General features: G+C 41.3%; 14 protein-coding genes and 1 other RNA gene. 13 read left to right on the forward strand and 2 right to left on the reverse strand.

Translation table 11 applies throughout. The annotated features are described in order from the left end of the window. Nucleotides 1-10: 10 nt before the first annotated feature. The gene (locus B9Y89_RS12765; RefSeq protein WP_085523599.1) at nt 11-871 is read right to left on the reverse strand and encodes a chemotaxis protein; all 861 of its coding nucleotides are present in this window, start codon (nt 869-871) and stop codon (nt 11-13) included. A 444-nt stretch (nt 872-1315) separates the two neighbouring features. Between B9Y89_RS12765 and B9Y89_RS12770 the strand changes: the two genes are divergently transcribed. Together B9Y89_RS12770 and B9Y89_RS12775 are read left to right on the forward strand one after the other, a co-directional pair. Beyond that, entirely contained in the window at nt 1316-2332 is a 1017-nt protein-coding gene (locus B9Y89_RS12770) for an LCP family protein (RefSeq protein WP_254901246.1), read from the forward strand. Between the two features lie 121 nt (nt 2333-2453). Continuing rightward, complete coding sequence (locus B9Y89_RS12775) at nt 2454-3506, forward strand: DUF2325 domain-containing protein (protein WP_085523601.1); 1053 nt, start codon at nt 2454-2456, stop codon at nt 3504-3506. 431 nt (nt 3507-3937) lie between these two features. Here B9Y89_RS12775 and B9Y89_RS12780 read toward each other — a convergent pair whose 3' ends face one another. Then, nucleotides 3938-4918 carry a TIGR00341 family protein gene (locus tag B9Y89_RS12780; protein ID WP_085523602.1) on the reverse strand — a complete coding sequence of 327 codons (981 nt, stop codon included), beginning with the start codon at nt 4916-4918 and terminating at the stop codon, nt 3938-3940. A 221-nt stretch (nt 4919-5139) separates the two neighbouring features. On the opposite strand from B9Y89_RS12780, the gene B9Y89_RS12785 reads away from it, so the two are divergent. The 11 genes from B9Y89_RS12785 to parC all read left to right on the forward strand — a co-directional run bounded on the left by B9Y89_RS12785 (nt 5140) and on the right by parC (nt 20513). Further along, nucleotides 5140-7188 (forward strand): thioredoxin domain-containing protein, encoded by a 2049-nt coding sequence (locus B9Y89_RS12785; RefSeq protein ID WP_085523603.1) that lies wholly within the window; start codon nt 5140-5142, stop codon nt 7186-7188. Between the two features lie 120 nt (nt 7189-7308). Continuing rightward, the gene (locus B9Y89_RS12790) at nt 7309-9591 is read left to right on the forward strand and encodes a DEAD/DEAH box helicase (RefSeq protein ID WP_085523604.1); all 2283 of its coding nucleotides are present in this window, start codon (nt 7309-7311) and stop codon (nt 9589-9591) included. Continuing rightward, on the forward strand, nt 9582-10826 hold the full coding sequence (locus tag B9Y89_RS12795; RefSeq protein ID WP_085523605.1) for a ribonuclease H-like domain-containing protein: 1245 nt from the start codon (nt 9582-9584) through the stop codon (nt 10824-10826). The genes B9Y89_RS12790 and B9Y89_RS12795 overlap by 10 nt, the downstream gene beginning before the upstream one ends. A 243-nt stretch (nt 10827-11069) precedes the next feature. Continuing rightward, a complete protein-coding gene (locus B9Y89_RS12800; RefSeq protein WP_085523606.1) occupies nt 11070-11639 on the forward strand; it encodes an SLOG family protein in 570 nt (189 codons plus the stop codon). 75 nt (nt 11640-11714) lie between these two features. Then, the gene (gene gpsB / locus B9Y89_RS12805; RefSeq protein ID WP_085523607.1) at nt 11715-12029 is read left to right on the forward strand and encodes a cell division regulator GpsB; all 315 of its coding nucleotides are present in this window, start codon (nt 11715-11717) and stop codon (nt 12027-12029) included. Between the two features lie 56 nt (nt 12030-12085). Then, nucleotides 12086-12486: RNase P RNA component class B (rnpB, locus tag B9Y89_RS12810), an RNA gene on the forward strand. 115 nt (nt 12487-12601) lie between these two features. Further along, nucleotides 12602-13738, forward strand: a complete 1137-nt coding sequence (locus tag B9Y89_RS12815; RefSeq protein ID WP_217807187.1) for a THUMP domain-containing class I SAM-dependent RNA methyltransferase — start codon at nt 12602-12604, stop codon at nt 13736-13738. A gap of 80 nt (nt 13739-13818) precedes the next feature. Continuing rightward, nucleotides 13819-15330: a carboxypeptidase M32 gene (locus tag B9Y89_RS12820; RefSeq protein ID WP_085523608.1), complete on the forward strand. Its 1512-nt coding sequence runs from the start codon at nt 13819-13821 to the stop codon at nt 15328-15330. 32 nt (nt 15331-15362) lie between these two features. Further along, nucleotides 15363-15773 carry a CoA-binding protein gene (locus B9Y89_RS12825; RefSeq protein WP_085523609.1) on the forward strand — a complete coding sequence of 137 codons (411 nt, stop codon included), beginning with the start codon at nt 15363-15365 and terminating at the stop codon, nt 15771-15773. Nucleotides 15774-16088: 315 nt separating this feature from the next. Continuing rightward, nucleotides 16089-18071, forward strand: coding sequence for a DNA topoisomerase IV subunit B (gene parE, locus B9Y89_RS12830; RefSeq protein ID WP_085523610.1), 1983 nt, complete (start codon nt 16089-16091; stop codon nt 18069-18071). Nucleotides 18072-18074: 3 nt separating this feature from the next. Next, nucleotides 18075-20513: a DNA topoisomerase IV subunit A gene (gene parC, locus B9Y89_RS12835; RefSeq protein WP_085523611.1), complete on the forward strand. Its 2439-nt coding sequence runs from the start codon at nt 18075-18077 to the stop codon at nt 20511-20513. The last annotated feature ends 11 nt before the right edge of the window (nt 20514-20524 follow it).

Raw genomic sequence — 20524 nt, forward strand, 5'->3', positions numbered from 1 at the left:
AATGTAATGTTTAACGGTTGACAGATTGCCAAGTTTTGATGAGACCATCCACAATTAGTTTGATCACGGCTTCATCTGTATCGTATTGGAGATGAGAAAAGGGGTTCCAGCTCGTGAAAATACCGCCAACATTCACTTGAATATCCTTCGTGATTGCCCTATCATATTTGTTGTTTAAGGCTTTTAAAGGATATCCGAGAATGTCATCCTTGTCATAAATATTGAACCATCCCCCTTTAAGGTGAGGATAATATTGGTTGATTGAGGGCGCTGGGATCTTCACTGGATGACCGAAATCACTGAATCGAAGTGACCACAAGGCTAATGGACTGCCAAGGGTATAAAACAATGCCAATGTTTCACTTTTTTCAAGTGGTGTGTGGCTGTTCATTTCTTCTGTCAACATACCAATATTCGAATGCTTGAATTGCAAATCATAAAAATAGTTGCTAGCAATGACGGATCCGAGACTATGGCTAATCACGCATAACGGCGCTTGAGGTCCAGCTTTTATTGAGAGTTCCCTTAGAGACTGCGCTAGCACACTATGGACCTTGTCATAGTTATGGTCTCGAAAGGATGTTGGTTGGTATGCGACGGCATCTGCCAAAAATTCGATTGTGAATTGTCGTAATCGATGATAATCCAAGTTTCCGCCTTGTTGTAATTTTTGCAGCAAGACTTTCTCTTCCTCTTCAAAGACGGATGACCAGAAGACAGGTTGGAACACGAGTCCGGTTTCTGTAACATTCATGTCTTTTTGTAGCCGTTTATTGAACTGCTTGTCAATTTTTTTAATCATCTTTGTGGCAAAGGTCTTTTTTTGACTTCCGGCACCATGGATGATGGCAACAGCCAACTTCTGAGTCATTGTAATCCCCCATTCCTTATATTCATTATAAAGCTTTTTAATCCAGCTTGTAAGCTTATAGATGTAGCAAATGTCAATAAAGGTAAATAAAATGTTGACTTTGTAAACGCTTTCATTTATAATGAATCATAGGTTGAACAGCATTCGTGGCTGTTATCGTATCTAGCGTAGGCGGTGCTAGGTACAGGTTAAGGGCACATAGCTTGCCCTTAATATAAAAATAATTTTTATTCGAGCAGCTGCCTCATAAGGGAATGGGGCAGCACTTTTGTTTGCTTTAATGTATAGTGGTATTCTATGAAACTTTTTCGGGAATCATTTTGCTTAATGTTAATCAAATGATGTCATTGATATTCTACTATGTTATATTTAGTAAGGAAACCTAACGTGTTTTACAACCCATTTAACATAAAGGCGAGGTATTTAACATTGAATGAATCAAGGATGACCAGAAGAAAGGCAAAAAGACCAAAAAAATGGCTGAAAAGAACGCTTTTAACGGTTCTTGTCATTGTGTTAATTTGTGTCATTTATGGTTGCTACGTATTATACCAAACGTATGGTGCTTATAAAGATGCGCATGAAGATTTAGGACGATCAGGTGATAAATCAGCGCTGAGAAATGAAGCGGTCACCGTTGGGGATGACCCAATTTCAATATTGCTAATGGGTATTGAAAATTATTCATCAGGTGGAAAGAATGGCCGTGCCGACACGCAAATCGTTGTCACACTGAATCCTGAAAAGGACAAGATGACAATGGTCACTGTCCCTCGTGATACAAGAGTAGAATTGAATAATATAGGCAAATATTCAGGTGATCATAAGATTAACTCGTCATATACCTATGGTGAACTAACGGATTACGGCGGAAATAGAAAAGCCGTTGAAACTGTTGAAAAATTGCTTGATGTCCCGATTGATAAATTTGTTGCCGTTGATTTTGCTGGCTTTCGTGACGTTGTCAATGCATTAGGCGGTGTAACGGTTGATATTAAACATGGTTTTTGGGAAGAGAACATCTTTAACGATAATAAACGCATTTATTTTAAAGAAGGTAATACTAAATTAGATGGTGAAGAAGCCTTAGCCTTTGCGCGGATGAGGAAACGGGATGTGAATACGATTTATTCCCGCGATGAACGACAGCGGCAGTTCATTAAAGCTGCGATTCATCAGACGATTTCAGCAGGGACGATTTTTAAAGTCGATGACATTTCTAACGTGCTCGGTGAACATGTTAATACCAATCTTGGACCGAGGGAAATCTATGCGCTACAAAAACAGTACTCTTCTATGAGTAAGTCGATAAACACACTTCATATTGACGGACAGAATCAAACGATTAATGGGTCAGCCTATTTTGTTCCGGATGAGAACAGTCTTCATAAGGTTGGGCAAAAATTAAGGCAGTTGTTAGGCGTTGATGATACAACAGATACCAATGATGCTAATTACTAGATAGAATATTTTTGGGAAGTCGTCAATTTTTGGATTGGCGGCTTTTTTTAGTTATATCAGATTTAAAAAGGATTTTCTTCTTGAAAAGAGAATTCAATATGAACAAGGAGGTTACATACTGATGGATAAATTGAAAGTTTTTGAAATGGCAAAAACAGATCTTAAACAATTGATAGAACAGATGCAGCCTGAATCTTTACATACGAATGTCAAACAGATTCAACAATATATCACTTTTCTAGAATCGCTTGTCGCTATTGAAGGCGTTTGTGATGATGAGCCAAACAAGGAAGAGACATGCATTGATGAGCAGGAAAATTTTGAAAACAGTCAACCTATGGAGGAAGAGCCTGTTTATTCATTTGAACGTAAATTAAAAGGGGGCTATCTCCCGGATATTGATGCCTACGTTCCTGAGACAATTGTCAGGTCACTCGACTTAAAGGATGGAGATCAAGTTAAGGCTACAGAAAAAGGGTTGGATCACAAACAGCGTCTTCGTTATCATTATGAATTGGCACAAAAGGGAAAGGGGCAAAATGATCCCAATCGTTGTGAAATAAAATATTGTATTGTAGAAAAAGATCAAAATTTATGGGTTTGTCAAAAGAACCTTGCTGGTGAGAACATTAGGATTGACGATATGCCGTTTACAATTAGAATTCGAGAATCCGAAGTTCAGGAATTTCGCTTAGCTGAGGGGGATATTGTTGATGTTGCCTATTATGCGAACAATCCTGTCAATAGTCGCGTCAATTGGAAACATGAAATTGAAGATGAGATCTATCATACGCCACTGCCATCAAGTGTTTATAAAGATAAGTCTTCTTCTATAAAGGCAGTCGAAGAACATCCTGATCTGAAAAGAAAAACAATTACGCTCATAGGATGCATCGACCGTCAGACCATTTATAAGGATCATCTGACTCAATTAGGTGCTGTCGTTCAGGGATTGGATGGCACTGAAGATGAGCAACGCGTATCGTCCATGATTGTCCGGGCAGATTTGGTCCTTATTATTATCCCGGCTGTTAGCCATAGAGGCAGTGGTGTAGCCAAAAAACATTGCAAAGCCAATGATATCCCATTTGCCACCGTTGAAAGTATTGGAACCACCACTGTCGTCAATCGAGCTCTCAATCTCGCTCGCGAATTAAAGTATGAGCAAGTATAATCGTATGAAACTTGGTGGCCCAGGAGCCGATTACATCGAGTAATCGCAGTGGTTTGATCGGCTTCATAAGGATCGGTCAGACCGCTGTGATTTTTAATTTTTCAAGGCAGTTCACGGAATAAATGCCTAAGAAAATATGGAACCATTCTGGCTAAATCATTGCTCGTAAAACTCTATTGTTTCAAAACAAGTCACATCAGCTATAATTTATATATTTTACCAATTGTTGATGTCATCAGATTGGGGTACAGTAACTGTTAAGATAAATGAACGAGGTGATTTGAGATGTTTCAGATAAAATCCAAGCAAAAACAAACGTCCGTCCTTACGATTGTGGGAATCATCTTCAGTCTTGTGCAAACAATATGGCTTTATTGTACAATTAAAAAGGAAAATCGCAATTAAAGTATCCCTTTAATCCTTAGTGCGGATTAGACAAAGTTTATAATAATAATAGCTGTTATAAGCAAAATACTTATGATAAAAATAAATAATAGAGATAACTTGCGTGAAATATTTGCCTTCTGTAGATCTTGCCAATTGACGGGCTTAATGCCGCCTAACCAGAATACGACTACTGCAGACAGCAAAATTGAATTAACGTTGACCATTAACAGAATAAACGGAACAACGGCTTCAGACCAATTCCCCGTACCGAGAATCATACCCAAAACAACAGCTGGCGGCAGTAAAGCCACGGAAACCATGACACCCACAAGTGCTCCTTCATTCCTTTTAATAAAAGAAAGTGCCCCTGCAGCACCTGAAGTGAGCGCAGCAACAACGTCAATAATTTTGATATTTGTTCGAGAGAGAAATTCATCACTATATGCCGGAATTTGAAAGAAAAAACCAAACAAAGCAGCGGTTAATATAGGAATACATACACCAAATAACGATGTGAGTAAAGATTTGCGTATTAACTTGAAATCGCCGAGAACTGAAGCAAATGAAACTGCGGTTACCGGTCCAATAATTGGAGCAATAACCATGGCCCCAATGACGATTGCAGGACTATTCTTTATAATGCCGATCGTTGCAACGATGGCTGAAAAAATAATAAACAACATATAGCTGACACTTAGCTGGCTTGATCCTTCAACGGTTGTATATAATTCATGTCTGCTGGCTCGCTGTAGCTCTTTTTTTTCGTTCTTTTGTTGTTCTTCATTACGAGGAAGATAAGTTTGCACAGGCAGTAACATGGCTTGATAATCATCTTCCCCGCCAGGGATTTTTTCTAAATAATTGAGGATTTTTTCTACATCATCTGTTTCCACAAGAATTCTTGTCAGTCGCTTTTCCTTTGATTCTTCGAAAATCCAATAGGAGACAACAGGAAATCGTTCCGTGACTTCCTCCATATTTAAAAAATCCCTTGGAGCATAAATCTCAAGCAACTGTAATTTCATACTGCATCCGTCTCCCGTTACTTTGAAACATCATATGACTTATTGTTGCCATTTTTTTCTCTTCATAACGAAAAAATTTGAGTGTTTTTTCATCAGGAGAATAAATATAAGCCTCTGGAGACTTGATAACGCCTTAAATAATTTTGATAATATTGGGGAATAGGATAAAATGAGCTATGGGTAAACAGGAAGAATCATCTAAATAAGGGAATGATGCCACCATGTCTAGAGAGCTTCGTAAGCCTAACAGATTGGTCGATGAAAAAAGTCCATACCTATTACAACATGCTTATAATCCTGTTGATTGGTATGCATGGAGTGATGAAGCATTTGCCAAGGCTAAAGCTGAAAATAAACCCGTATTTGTTTCCATAGGATATTCAACTTGTCATTGGTGCCATGTGATGGCAGAAGAATCATTCGAAGATCCGGACATCGCACATATTCTTAACGAAAAATTTGTTTCGATTAAGGTTGATCGGGAAGAACGGCCCGATTTGGATGCGATTTATATGACAGTTTGTCAAGCGATGACCGGGCAAGGCGGTTGGCCGTTGAATGTGTTTTTAACCCCGGAACAAAAACCGTTCTATGCAGGTGTTTATTTTCCGAAGGAGAGCCGTTATGGTCTGCCGGGTTTTGTTGATGTTTTAACACAGTTATCTGACCATTTTCAAAATAACCGGGATAAGCTTGATGAAACAGGGGCGAAAGTGGCTTCGGCATTAGCCAAAATGAATGAACGTGAGGGTGTGGCTTTAGAACCAGGTGTAGTAGAGACGTGTGTCGAGCAAATGACGAGAGACTTCGATCATCAGTACGGTGGATTTGGTCAGGCGCCGAAGTTTCCGGCACCCCATCAGTTGTTATTCTTGCTCCGTTATCACCATTGGCACGGTCATGACGAAGCGTTACAAATGGTGTTGAAGACGCTAGATGCGATGGCGGCTGGCGGTATCTATGATCATATCGGTGGCGGTTTTGCAAGATATAGCGTTGATCAGAAATGGCTTGTGCCGCATTTTGAGAAAATGTTATATGATCAAGCAATGCTGATGATGGCTTATACTGAGGCTTATCAAGTTACAGGGCGTGAGGATTATAGATCGGTGATTGAAGAGATCATTGACTATTTACAACGGGAAATGCTCGGTCCTAACGGCGGCTTCTATAGTGCGGAGGATGCCGATTCTGAAGGAGAAGAAGGCAAATTTTATCTTTGGACGAAAGCAGAAGTTGTTCAATTGTTGGATGCTGATGAAGCAGAATTGTTCTGTGATGCGTATGATATCTCTGAGGATGGCAATTTCGAAGGAAAAAATATTCCTAATAGGATTCATACATCTAAACAGTCATTAGCGGATCGGCATGGCTTAACTGTGGACGATGTTCAAAGACAACTTGATAACGCCAAACACAGGTTGTTTACATACAGGGAGAAACGTGTTCACCCGCATAAAGATGATAAAATCTTAACGGCGTGGAACGGGCTGATGATCGCAGCTTTAGCTAAAGCAGGAGCGGCATTTCAACATCGGGGAGCATTGGATATGGCTGAACGCGCGTTTTCATTCATTCAAACCGAATTGACGCGTGATGGCAAGCTTATGGCCCGTTATCGGGACGGTGACGTGAAGTATGAAGGCTTTCTGGATGATTATGCTTATATGCTTTGGGCTTGTGATGCCCTTTATGAAGCGACTTATCAAACTGACTACCTGCGGAGTATGAGGTTATACGCTGACCTTCTTGTTGGGACGTTTTATGATGACAAAAACGGCGGATTTTTAATTAATAATCCCTATCATGATTTGATTTATAATCCAAAACAAGCTTATGATGGCGCGCTGCCGTCGGGAAACAGTGTAGCCAGCTTAATGTTATTCAAATTGGCGCGTCGTACAGGCATTCATCAATTTGAAACCTACGCTGAGCCGACCATTCGATTTTTTGCTGACGAGATCAATCAACATCCATCAGGATTCACCTGGTTGTTAACGGCTTACATGACGATGCACGCGAATACCAAAGAACTCGCGATTCTTCAGGGAGAAGATGATGAGGCTTATCATCTTGCGTTAACGTTGTTACAAACGGGTTTTCATCCTGAACTGTTTGCCGTTGCTGGTGAAGCTGAAGAGCTGCAACAGGCGGCACCGTTTACCCAATCGTTTCACGCTAAAGACGGCCGTACCACTTATTACCTGTGCCACGATTTTATGTGTGAACGACCCACAACTGATTTTTCGTTAATTAAACAAGCGTTATAAAAGCGGCTGCAAGCAGTCGCTTTTTTATTTGGCCAAATGTCTTTTATAATAAGGAAAACGTGATATAATAAAAATAACGAACGTTTATTCGTTAAGCAAACGGATAGAGGGGTTGGAGTTATGCAAACAAGACAATCCATGAGTGAGCTAGTTCAAGATTTGAAACAGGATGAGAATATTGTCCATTGGCATACAATGCCGGGTCAACCGGCGAAGACACGTCCCTTTCCGAACAGGGTCAATGAATCTATCAAACAAACTCTAAAGAATCGGGGGATTGACGCCCTTTACTCCCATCAAGCGGATGCGCTTCAACACGCGATGAACCACGAGAGTTTTGTTGCCGTGACGCCGACGGCTTCGGGGAAAACTTTGTGCTATAATCTACCTGTGCTGCAGAGTCTTGTTGAAGATGATAACCGCCGGGCATTGTATTTGTTTCCAACAAAAGCCTTGGCGCAAGATCAAAAGAGTGAAATGAATGAAATGATAGACGATATCGGTATTCCATTGAAAAGTTATACTTATGATGGTGATACCCCGGGTAATATTCGCCAGAAAGTGAGACAGGCGGGTCACATTGTGATCACGAATCCAGATATGCTGCATTCATCAATTTTACCACATCATACCAAGTGGGTGTCACTGTTCGAAAATCTGCATTACATTGTTATAGATGAACTGCATACTTATCGGGGGGTGTTTGGTAGCCATGTCGCGAATGTCATCCGACGTTTAAAACGGATTTGTCGTTATTATGGGAGTGATCCTGTATTTGTGTGTACGTCAGCAACCATTGCCAACCCGAAAGAACATGCTGAACAGCTGACAGGTGAACGAATGCGATTAATTGATACCAATGGGGCGCCGTCGGTACGGAAGCACTTCGCTTTTTACAATCCGCCGGTTGTTAATCAAGCTATGAATGTCCGCCGCAGTGCAACGTTGGAAGTCCAACAACTGGCTAAACAATTTCTACAGAATCAAATTCAAACGATTGTGTTCGCCCGCAGCCGCGTGCGCGTTGAACTGCTTTTAAGTTATATGCAGAGTATCAATACAGGCCGGAGTGACCGCGCTTCGATTCGTGCCTATCGCGGCGGTTACTTACCGTCGGAGCGACGGGATATTGAACGAGGATTACGCTCCGGTGACATTCAAGGTGTCGTTAGTACTAATGCTTTGGAGCTTGGTGTCGACATTGGTCAGCTTCAGGCGTGTATTATGACGGGCTATCCTGGTTCTATTTCCAGTGCTTGGCAGCAAGCAGGACGGGCAGGCCGCCGTCAGGATGAGGCTGTCATTGTGCTTGTTGCGACCTCTAGTCCGCTGGATCAATATATTATTCAACATCCGGATTACTTTTTTAATCGAAATCCAGAGTCTGCTCGGATCAATGCCAATAATTTGATTATTCTCGTCGATCATATAAAATGTGCAGCCTATGAATTACCATTCCATGAAGACGATTATTTCGCTCCCGATGTTGCAGTGAATGAAATATGCACTTATTTAGCGGATGAGGATGTACTGCATTATCAAGGTGGAAAATGGTACTGGATGAATGATGCATTTCCTGCTAATAATGTAAGCCTGCGTTCGGCGTCCCAGGAAAATGTTGTTATTATTGATCAAACGGACACTGCCAAAACACATGTGATTGGTGAAATGGACCGGTTTAGCGCGATGACGTTGCTACATGATGAAGCAATTTATATTCATCAAGGTGAGCAATATCAAGTAATAGAGCTGGATTGGGATGAGAAAAAAGCTTATGTCAAGGCTGTTAGTGTCAATTACTATACGGATGCCAATCTTGCAGTACAGCTTGATGTTCTTGACATTGATAAGAGCAAACAACATCATGATCAAGCTCATGTTGCGTATGGGGATGTCACGGTTCGAGCTAAGCCAACAATTTTTAAAAAAATCCGTTTTGATACACATGACAATGTTGGGTGGGGGCCGATCCATTTACCTGAAGAAGAGACCCATACAAGTTCAGCGTGGGTGAGTTTTGCTCCGGAATTGATTGATCAATTTGGTAAGCAGCGTTTCGAACAAGCTTTGCTTGGCATTAGCCACGTCTTGCGGCACGCCGCACCGTTATTTGTGATGTGTGACCCTGTTGACTTACAAGTTGTACCAAAAATTAAAGCGTCACATAATGAACAACCGACGATTTTTATTTATGATAAGTATCCAGGTGGGATCGGGTTAAGTGATAAACTCTATGAAAATATGTCGTTCTTAATCAATGAAGTTGAACAAATGATTGATCGCTGTTCGTGTCGTGATGGTTGTCCATCATGTATTGGTACACCTGACAGTGACCAAACGGCGGGAAAATCGACGGTGCTTGCCTTACTTTCCCATATAAAGGAAGTTAAGTCTTGTCGCTGAAAAAACAACTCGCTAGATATAAACAACATTTAAAAAGACCTGGTGAAGACAAAGGAAGCCGGCCACAACCGGATGCTACGGGCAACGGCCTTCCTAAGGGAATCATGGAGGCTGCTGATCAATTGGCGGCTGACATTAAGTGGTATGACGGTCAAGCGATATTATTTAAAGAAACCATGGTTGACTTAAACGAGGTTTATAACGGGAAGCCGTTGCACACAATTTATCCTACGATTAACGAGTGGCAAAAGGTTAGTGGCGACCATCCCTTATCGGCAAAGGGTCTTTCTGCCAAGGATCTCCTATTTTTCGACACGGAAACGACCGGTCTTGCCGCCGGCGCTGGACATATGATTTTTTTATTAGGGACGGGGACCATCTTAGACCATCATCTACGAATCAGACAGTACTTCCTGCCGGGGCCAGGTCACGAGGCCGCTTTCTATCATTATTTTCTAGATGATGTCCATCAATTAGAAAACTTAGTTACTTTTAATGGAAAATCATTTGATTGGCCACGGGTCAAAACGAGACATCAGTTTGTTAAACATCAAGTTCCGCACTTGCCTGCCTTCGGTCATTTTGATCTTTTGCATGCCTCACGCCGGTTATGGAAAGATCAATTATCATCAGTTAAATTGCAAACGATTGAACAATCGGTTTTGAGCATGGATAGGGTAGGGGATGTCCCTGGTCATATGGCCCCATTTCTCTATTTCCAATTTCTTAAAAGGCCCAATGTTGCCTTGATCGAAGGCATACTACAACACAATGTTGATGATATTAAGACCTTGGTGGCTCTCTATAGTCATCTCTCAAACTTAGTCATTGATCCAGCGAGAGCAACGACAATTGAGCGATATCAGATCGGTCGGTGGCATGCTTACCTAGGAAATGTTGAAGCGGCGATTGCTTGTTTGCAGGACAATAAGTTACTTCAAAGTCATTATGAAGGTGATGCACAAAAATTGTTGGCACGCATGTATAAAAAAATTGGCGATTACCATCGCTCGTTTGATGGTTATATGCAGCTTATCCATAACAGCTGCGGCAATCCCGAAGTCTATATTGAAGCGGCAAAATTAGCCGAGCATCAATTTAATGATTATCATTTGGCGCTTAAATTAACAAGACAAGCGAGAGACTGTTGCGATTCCCAAGACCATCCGTCACAAAAGATTATGGCTGATTTAAGTCGGCGTTTCGAACGTGTCAGAAAAAAAGGTGGATTATAAGCGGTAGACTATTCCCCGGGTAAGCGCAAAATCAGCTAAAATTCGTAAATAAAGTCATGAAAATGTCAAATTTTATCGCTTCATTACGGCTTTTGCGGAATCACAAAACATTGTAAAATAGAAGTAACTTAATGACAGGAAAGGAATAGGCAGCATGGCAAAGACAATAGTGGTTTTATACTTTGTAATGGTAGGAGCTGTATTTTTGGTGATGAATACCATTTAATGGGGTTGAGGATGTAGATGGGACAAGTGTATGTGATCACGGGTTATAAGCCAAAAGAATTAGGCATATTCTCTAATCAACATCAAGGTATTGAAGTGATCAAACACGCGATAAAAATGCAACTCATTCAACTTCTTGATTATAATCTTGAATGGGTCTTGACAAGCGGACAATCTGGGGTAGAATTATGGGCATGTGATGTTGTGCTTGATTTAAAACAAGATTATCCTGAGTTGAAACTGTCTATTCTAACCCCCTTTTTGGAACAGGAATCTATGTGGCCCGATGTAGTCAAGGAACAGTACACTCGAATATTATCGACAGCCGACCATGTGGATAGTATTACCAAGCGTCCTTATGAGCACCCTTCACAGTTACGATTAAAGAATGACTTTTTGATTCGAAAAAGTGATGGACTGTTGATTATCTACGATGAGGAGACACCGGGATCGCCCGATTATTATTTGCAGCCAGCGGAAAATAAAGCGAGCCACTCCCATTACCCCATTATCACCATTAACCGGTTTGATTTGGATGTGGCCGCGCAAGATCTTCAAGAACTCGATCCTAATTATTGGAGTCAATAACGATTCTTTTGGTTGACAATAGAGTATGAATTTGAAAAAATAAACTTTATGATGAACATACGTTGAGGTGATTTTTTGGAGCAGAAAGATCACGGTTTGACGCAGTTAACTGCGAAAGAGATTTTGGAAAGAGAATTTAAAACGGGCTTGCGAGGCTATCAATCCGAGGAAGTCGATCAATTTTTAGATGTTATTATAAAAGACTATGAAGCTATGACGAATGAAATTGAAAGACTTCGTCAGGAAAATGAACGGTTAAAACAAGATATCAGTCAGCAAAAATCTGAACAACGTCGCCCAATGACCGGGCAAGGGCAGACAAACTACGATATTCTTAAACGATTGTCTAATTTGGAAAAACATGTTTTTGGCAGTCGGTTGAGTGAATGAGCTTGACGTTTACCTGTGTAACCATTATAATATAATTCTGTCATACAAGGTGATTCATGTTTAGACAATCGCTGTGTTCATTATCGGACATAGAGGAAAGTCCATGCTCGCACGGCCTGAGATGGTCGTAGTGTTCGTGCTCAGCGAAACAATAAGCTGGGGTAGCTTGATTATCAGGCTAACGGCAAGGCAATCACCTAACGCATCTTTTTGAGATGCTAAGGTGTGGTTCCTTTGAAAGTGCCACAGTGACGTAGTCCCATTGGAAACGATGGGAGTGGAACGCGGTAAACCCCTCGAGCGAGAAACTCAAAATTTGGTAGAGGAACCTTCCTGAAGGAACTAAACAGATGGAGGGGCTGATGATGCTATCATTGGCAGATAGATGATTGTCGCCGGAGGTACAAGAAGTGATTACTTCGATGGAGTACGCCGGAACAGAACATGGCTTACAGAACATGATGAACCCAAAAACTAATCTAATGACAAAGGCCCTGTTTAAGGGCTTTTTTTATTGCCAATTCTATACACAAACGTTAAGTAAAAATGATGATAGAAGGAGTTCTGACTTTGTGTCTAAAATCAAGTTGATAGCGACAACAGCTATGGGTTTGGAATCCGTCGCAAAACGGGAATTACTGAATTTAGGATATCGGGATTTTGAAGTAGAAAATGGGAAAATTACCCTTAAAGGTGATTTCAAGGATATTTGTTATTTAAATCTTTGGTTACGAACGGTTGCGCGGATTAAGTGGGAAATCGGCACATTTGAGGCAACATCATTTGATGAATTGTTTGAGAAAACGAAGGCGCTGCCATGGGCAGAGATTTTACCTGAAGATGCTGAATTCCCTGTTGTTGGAAAATCAGTTAAATCACAATTGCATAGCGTGCCCGATTGCCAAGCAATTGTGAAAAAGGCGATTGTTGAGAATTTGAAAGCGTCATACAATACGTCTTGGTTCGAAGAGAAGGGTCCATTCTATAAAATTGAAGTAGCCTTACATAAAGATCAAGCGACGTTATCCATTGACACCACCGGTCGTGGTCTGCATATTCGCGGATATCGTTATTACCATAGCGAAGCACCACTAAAGGAAACCTTGGCAGCAGCGATGATTTACTTAACCAATTGGACACCGGATAAGCCGTTTGTTGATCCGTTTTGCGGTTCGGGAACATTGCCGATTGAAGCAGCAATGATTGGGCAGAACATCGCTCCAGGATTTAACCGTGATTTCATCTCTGAACAATGGCCGAATATTGATCGCACCCTTTGGGATCGGGCGAGACAAGAAGTGGAAGATGTCGCTGACTACGATCGTGTATTAGATATTACTGGTCATGATATTGACCACCGCATGATTGAGTTATCGACAAGCAACGCCCAAGAGGTAGGCTTGCATGATGTGATTCGCTTTAAACAAATGCAAGTTACCGATTTTAACACGCAAACATCATCAGGTTATATGGTGGGCAACCCGCCCTATGGTGAACGAATGAACGAACGAAAGCAAGTCGCAGAATTATATCAGCAAATGGGGAAAGTTCTAAATGACTATCCAACGTGGTCGTTTTACTTTTTAACATCTCATCCTGACTTTGAAACATTGTTTGGACGTCAGGCTTCAAAAAAAAGAAAACTATTTAATGGAACAATCGAAACCCATTATTATCAATTTTTCGGAAAAAAGTCACCCAAGTCATAAATATCTTGGGATGGGCAGGAATTCAGCTATAAGTAGCGAAAGGTTATTATCATAAGGAAAAGTATAAGTAGGTGAATGGGATGGCCAATATTCGAGAGATTGAACAACAATACTTTGATTATGTTAATAAATTGCAACATTACGAAGAAGCCAGCGGTGTTCTAAACTGGGATTTGCGCACCGGTGCTCCGAAAAAAGGTGTTGAACAACGTTCAGAAGTGATCGGAACACTTTCGGAAACCATTTATAACATGCAAACATCGGATCAAATGAAGGCGTACTTAGATGCCCTTGAAACGCCCGATGTGCAATCGGAGTTATCGGACATCACGAAAAGGTCTGTAGCTGAATCAAGAAAAGATTATAATTTGAATGTTAAAATTCCAGCGAATGAATTTAAAGAATACGTTATTTTGCAATCAAAATCAGAAAATGTATGGGAAGAAGCCAAGGAAAAATCCGATTTTTCCTTGTTGCAGCCCTATCTTGAGAAATTAGTTGAATTCAAAAAACGTTTCGCGGACTACTGGGAACCTGAAGGCTCACGATATGATGCTTTATTAGATATGTTTGAGCCAGGCGTCAAAGAAACCGACATTGATCGTGTTTTCAATGAGCTGCGTGAGCATATTACACCGCTTGTCCAAGCGATTTCGGAAGCTGGTAACAAACCGGAAACCCAGTCTTTACAAAAGTCGTTTCCCGCTGCAAAACAGCGAGCTTTTAGTGAATATATTCTTAATGAAATGGGCTATGATTTTGCAGCAGGGCGGCTTGATGAAACGTCCCATCCTTTTGCAACCGGATTAAACCGTGGCGATGTTCGTGTGACAACGAATTATAATGAAAATGATTTCCGTCTAGCTGTTTTTGGTACCATTCATGAAGGCGGCCACGCGCTTTATGAACAGAATATTGGTGGAGAACTTGAAGGCACACCTTTGGCTGGCGGAACTTCAATGGGTATTCACGAGTCCCAGTCCCTGTTTTTTGAGAACTTTGTCGGTCGAAGTTATGGTTTTTGGAAGCGATACTACGACGATTTTAAAACCTACACAAACGGTCAATTTAATAACATGGGGCTTGATGATTTTTATCGTTCCATTAATGTGGCTGGTCCATCGTTTATACGTATTGAGGCGGATGAATTAACCTACCCTCTCCATATAATTGTTCGTTTTGAACTTGAGCGGGCTTTGTTTAGGGACGAAATTACAGTTGCTGATCTTCCAGGGTTGTGGAATGAGAAGATGGCAGAGTATTTAGGTATTCGACCCCAATCAGATCGGGAGGGCGTCTTGCAAGATATTCATTGGTCCGGAGGAGAATTTGGTTATTTTCCTTCGTATGCCTTAGGTTATCTTTACGCAGCTCAATTTAAGCATACAATGGATCAAGAAATTGACGTTGAACAACACTTGGAAAAAGGGAACATCGCGCCCGTTAGAGAATGGTTAACACAGCATATTCATCAATATGGTGCCATGAAAAAACCGAAAGAAATTTTGCGTGATGTAACCGGTGAGCCGATGAATGCCAAATACTTAATAAATTATTTAACGAATAAATACAAAGGGATTTATCAATTATAAACGGTGCATCCGTTTTATAGGGAGGTATCTTCTTGACAGTTGTCAATCCCGACCATGAAGATATTCAAACGATTTTATATCAGGCGAAACGCATTGCTGTTGTTGGATTATCTGATAAACCCGAGCGTACGTCCTATCAAGTAGCAAAATATATCCATGACGCTGGATACGACATTATTCCCGTTAACCCTAATGTGGATCAAGTCTTTGGTTGTAACGCTGTTTCCAAATTAGAGGACATACAGGGTCATGTGGACATTGTCAATGTCTTTCGAAGAAGTGAATACTTACTTGATGTAGCCAAAGAAGCTGTGTCTATTGATTTTGATGTTTTCTGGGCACAGTTGGGTTTAGTGAATGAAAAAACGTATGATTTCTTGCAAGAGCATGACAAAACGGTGATTATGGATCGATGTATAAAAATTGAACATACCGGTCTATAATGGTTGGTACTCACCCCATCTGTTCGATTAGATGGGGTGTTTTTTTCACCACCCGTGGTTTTATAAAATAAAATAAAAAATAAAGTCTTTTAAGGAAACAGGCGTTCTGATATTCTTGTATATAGAGCTTTCAGAAGAACTGAGCGGAGACTTCCTGCTACGCTAAGTACTACCATATCATTTTAGCAGGGAAGTAAAGTCGACGTCGTAAAAATGATTGCAGAGGGAGCACTTCCCCGCTACGCTAAGTACTACCATATCATTTTAGCAGGGAAGTAAAGTCGACGTCGTAAAAATGATTGCAGAGGGAGAACGATGACTTTGACAAATATGATGAATCAATATAATGATGATTCCATTCAAATTTTGGAGGGGCTTGAGGCCGTTCGAAAACGACCGGGAATGTATATAGGCTCAACTGATGCCAAAGGGCTACATCATTTAGTTTTCGAAATTGTTGATAACTCGGTTGATGAAGCATTGGCAGGTTACGGTGATGTTATAGATGTGCACGTACATAATGATCAAAGCATCAGCATTTCTGATTATGGCCGGGGAATGCCTACAGGTACCCACCGAACAGGCAAACCGACACCTGAAGTGATTTTCACCATTCTTCATGCCGGTGGTAAGTTTGGACAACAAGGCGGATATAAAACGAGTGGCGGTTTACATGGTGTTGGTGCGTCTGTTGTTAATGCGTTATCCGAGTGGTTAGAAGTGACGATTTTCCGTGATGGTCAAAAATACCGGCAGCGATTTGAGAATGGCGGACGTCCGGTGACCACACTTGAGCATAAAGGGAATACGAGGAAGTCAGGAACAACGATTCATTTTAAACCAGATCCTACAATTTTTACTAACACAACATTTCATCATGAAACATTAAGTGAACGTCTACGAGAGGCCGCTTTTCTTCTAAAAGGGGTAGCAATCACTCTGAAAGATGACCGTACAGAGGAAGCGGAGACCTATCAATATGAGTCAGGTATCCAAGCCTTTATTGACTACTTAAATGAAGACAAAGATACGTTGCACGCAGTGGCTGCATTCGAAGGGAATAGTAACGATATTGAAGTTGACGTTGCTTTTCAATTTAATGATGGTTATGCTGAGAATATTCTATCATTCGTTAATAATGTTCGGACCAGAGATGGAGGAACACATGAATCCGGATTTAAAACAGCTGTCACCCGTGCTTTTAATGATTATGCCCGTAAGACAGGTCTGATTAAGGAAAAGGATAAAAACTTGGATGGCAGTGATATTCGTGAAGGATTTACAGGTATTGTGTCGGTTAGAGTCCCTGAGGCTCAGCTGCAGTTTGAAGGGCAAACGAAAAGCAAGTTAGGTACAAGTGAAGCACGTTCAGCTGTTGATACGATTGTTTCCGAGCAGTTAACTTACTTTTTAGAGGAAAACCCAAAAGTGAGTGAAATGTTGATTAAAAAAGCTGTTAAAGCTCAACAAGCTCGGGAGGCGGCAAGAAAAGCGCGAGAAGATGCCCGCAACGGTAAGAAAAATAAGAAAAGAGAATCGGTGTTAAGTGGAAAATTGACACCAGCAGCATCCAAAAACAGAGAGAAAAATGAACTATATCTTGTTGAAGGCGATTCAGCTGGTGGATCGGCGAAACAAGGCCGCGATCGTAAGTTTCAAGCGATTCTGCCACTTCGGGGAAAAGTCATCAACACAGAAAAGGCTAAACTCGGTGATATCTTTAAAAATGAAGAAATCAACACAATTATTCACGCGATTGGTGCTGGTGTTGGCGCAGATTTCAATTTAGAAGACTCCAGTTATGATAAAGTCGTGATTATGACAGATGCCGATACGGATGGGGCTCATATTCAGGTGTTGCTCTTAACATTTTTCTACCGTTATATGCGTTCATTGATTGAATCCGGAAAGGTCTTCATTGCTTTGCCGCCGCTTTATAAAGTCAGCAAAGGCAGTGGGGCGAAACAAAAGGTCGAGTATGCTTGGAATGAGGACGGTCTTCAGGCCGCCATCAAAGAGGTTGGAAAAGGTTACGCGATACAAAGGTATAAAGGCTTAGGTGAAATGAACGCTGAGCAACTTTGGGAAACGACGATGAATCCAGAGACGCGCACCTTGATTCGGGTGAAAATTGACGACGTCGCCCGTGCAGAACGCCGGGTTTCTGTCTTGATGGGGGATAAAGTTGATCCCCGTCGAAAATGGATTGAATCCCATGTTGCATTTGGTTTGGATGAAGAAACAAATATACTTGAAAACGAAAACTTGTCTGTGACTGAAATAGAGGGGGATCAGTAACTTATGGCAAACTCAGAGAAGTTGTTGGATCTTCCATTGGAAGAAGTGATCGGTGATCGATTCAGTATTTACAGTAAATATATTATCCAAGAACGGGCTTTACCGGACGTTCGCGATGGATTGAAGCCGGTACAGCGGCGGATTCTTTACGCGATGAATCAAGACGGGAATACATCTGAAAAGCCTTATCGTAAAGCTGCGAAAACGGTTGGTAATGTCATCGGAAATTATCACCCCCACGGTGATACATCTGTTTATGATGCGATGGTTCGTATGAGTCAGGAATGGAAAGTGCGCAATCTTCTCGTAGAAATGCATGGAAACAACGGGAGCCTTGATGGTGATCCACCCGCAGCCATGCGTTATACGGAAGCGCGCTTGGCCCCCATAGCTTCACAATTATTAACAGATATAGACAAAGAAACTGTCGATTTTGTTCCCAACTTTGATGACACTATCAACGAACCGATTGTGTTACCAGCTAAATTCCCTAATTTACTCGTGAACGGGTCAACGGGTATCTCCGCGGGGTATGCGACAGATATTCCACCGCATAACTTGTCAGAAGTCATTGATGCGACCATGATGCTTATTGATCAACCTAACGCTGATTTGGCGCAAGTGATGACCGTGTTGAAAGGTCCCGATTTTCCGACTGGTGGTATTGTCCAAGGCAAAGAAGGAATTGAAAAAGCCTACCGCACTGGGAAAGGCAGAATTGTCGTTAGAGGGAAGGCAGAAGTCGAAAGCCTTCGCGGCGGTCGTGAGCAGATCATCATTGATGAACTCCCGTATGAAGTCAATAAGGCGAATATGGTTAAAAAGATGGAAGAATTGCGTCTTGATCGAAAAGTCGAAGGTGTCGCAGAGGTTCGCGACGAAACGGATCGAACCGGAACGCGAGTCATTATTGAATTGAAAAAAGACGGTGATGCCGAGGGTGTTTTAAACTACTTTTATAAAAATACTGATCTGCAAATCACGTATAATTTCAATATGGTGGCTATACGGAATAAAACACCGCAAATCATGGGATTAATGGACATCCTGAAATCTTATATTGATCACCAAAAGGATGTTGTAACAAAACGCAGCCGCTATGAGTTGAATAAAGCAAAAGATCGTCAGCACATTGTTGAAGGTTTGATTAAGGCCGTCTCTATTCTTGATGACGTGATTCAAACGATCCGTGCCTCCAAAGATAAAAAAGATGCGAAACAAAACTTGATGGACGCTTATAGCTTTACAGAAGCGCAGGCGGAAGCAATTGTTAACTTGCAACTGTATCGTTTAACGAATACAGATATTCAAACACTGGAGCAAGAAGCGGAAGAACTGAATCAAACCATTGAAAGATTAGAAGCGATTTTGAACAGTGAATCGAAACTTAAATCAGTCATCAAGCAAGAGCTTAAGCAAGTGAGGAAAGCGTATGGGGACGAACGCCGAACGAAGATTGAGGATGAGATTGAAGAGATTAAAATTGACCTGGAAGTCATGGTCGCACCTGAAGATGTCATGCTTTCCTTGACAAAAGAAGGTTACATCAAGCGATCCAGTCTACGGTCTTATATGGCAAGCAACGGTGAAGACGCCCCCATGAAGGATACGGACCGTATGCTATTGAAAGAAGAAATCAATACAACCGATACGTTATTAGTCTTTACTAGCAAAGGAAACTATCTTTATTTACCTGTACACAAAATACCGGAAAAGCGTTGGAAAGAACTAGGTCAGCATTTAGCGTACCTTGTGCCTATTGATCAAGATGAAAGTGTCGTGCATGCGATTAAGGTTCAAGAATTCTCTGAGGATCATTATTTAACGTTTATCACACGAAATGGACAAGTAAAACGAACCCCACTAGCTGATTACAAAGCGCAACGACATGCCAAACCGTTAATGGCTTTACGTCTTAAGAATGACGATGAATTAATTGATATTCATCTCACAGATGGTGATCATGATTTGTTGCTTATGACCCGGTACGGTTATGCGCTATGGTTTCATGAAGGAGAAGCCAAACTCGTAGGTCAGCGGGCGGCTGGTGTCAAAGGGATTCAACTAAAAGATGAAGATTACGTCGTGGGTGCAAAAACATTTGGCGTCGGGCAGCGCCCGAATCTTGTGATAGCAACTCAACGTGGTGCGATAAAAAAGATGGCCATTTATCATACGTTGGAAAAATCATCACGCGCTAAAAGAGGTGCATTGAGCCTGCGTGAGTTGAAAAAACAACCTCACCGCATCGCTGGTATTGCTTTAGTCTACGGTCAAGAAACGATTCATCTACAAACTGAGAGCCTTGAACAAGTCGATGTTGCTGTGGATGAATTGCGTACGAATGACCGCTTGAGCAATGGTCATTATGTCTTGGACCAGGACCAATCAGGGGAAGTTCAGGAACTTTGGTTAACTTATCCTGACAATCAGGAAAAATAAAGACGATATTT

Origin of the sequence: Tuberibacillus sp. Marseille-P3662 (genome assembly GCF_900178005.1) — a bacterium.
In the GTDB taxonomy this organism is placed as follows: domain Bacteria; phylum Bacillota; class Bacilli; order Bacillales; family Sporolactobacillaceae; genus Marseille-P3662.

Excerpts from the sequence above, each read along its gene's own strand:
- B9Y89_RS12765 (WP_085523599.1), bottom strand. The coding sequence starts at position 871 with ATGACTCAGAAGTTGGCTGTTGCCATCATCCATGGTGCCGGAAGTCAA.
- B9Y89_RS12770 (WP_254901246.1), top strand. The coding sequence starts at position 1,316 with ATGACCAGAAGAAAGGCAAAAAGACCAAAAAAATGGCTGAAAAGAACG.
- B9Y89_RS12775 (WP_085523601.1), top strand. The coding sequence starts at position 2,454 with ATGGATAAATTGAAAGTTTTTGAAATGGCAAAAACAGATCTTAAACAA.
- B9Y89_RS12780 (WP_085523602.1), bottom strand. The coding sequence starts at position 4,918 with ATGAAATTACAGTTGCTTGAGATTTATGCTCCAAGGGATTTTTTAAAT.
- B9Y89_RS12785 (WP_085523603.1), top strand. The coding sequence starts at position 5,140 with ATGTCTAGAGAGCTTCGTAAGCCTAACAGATTGGTCGATGAAAAAAGT.
- B9Y89_RS12790 (WP_085523604.1), top strand. The coding sequence starts at position 7,309 with ATGCAAACAAGACAATCCATGAGTGAGCTAGTTCAAGATTTGAAACAG.
- B9Y89_RS12800 (WP_085523606.1), top strand. The coding sequence starts at position 11,070 with ATGGGACAAGTGTATGTGATCACGGGTTATAAGCCAAAAGAATTAGGC.
- B9Y89_RS12820 (WP_085523608.1), top strand. The coding sequence starts at position 13,819 with ATGGCCAATATTCGAGAGATTGAACAACAATACTTTGATTATGTTAAT.
- parE (WP_085523610.1), top strand. The coding sequence starts at position 16,089 with ATGACTTTGACAAATATGATGAATCAATATAATGATGATTCCATTCAA.
- parC (WP_085523611.1), top strand. The coding sequence starts at position 18,075 with ATGGCAAACTCAGAGAAGTTGTTGGATCTTCCATTGGAAGAAGTGATC.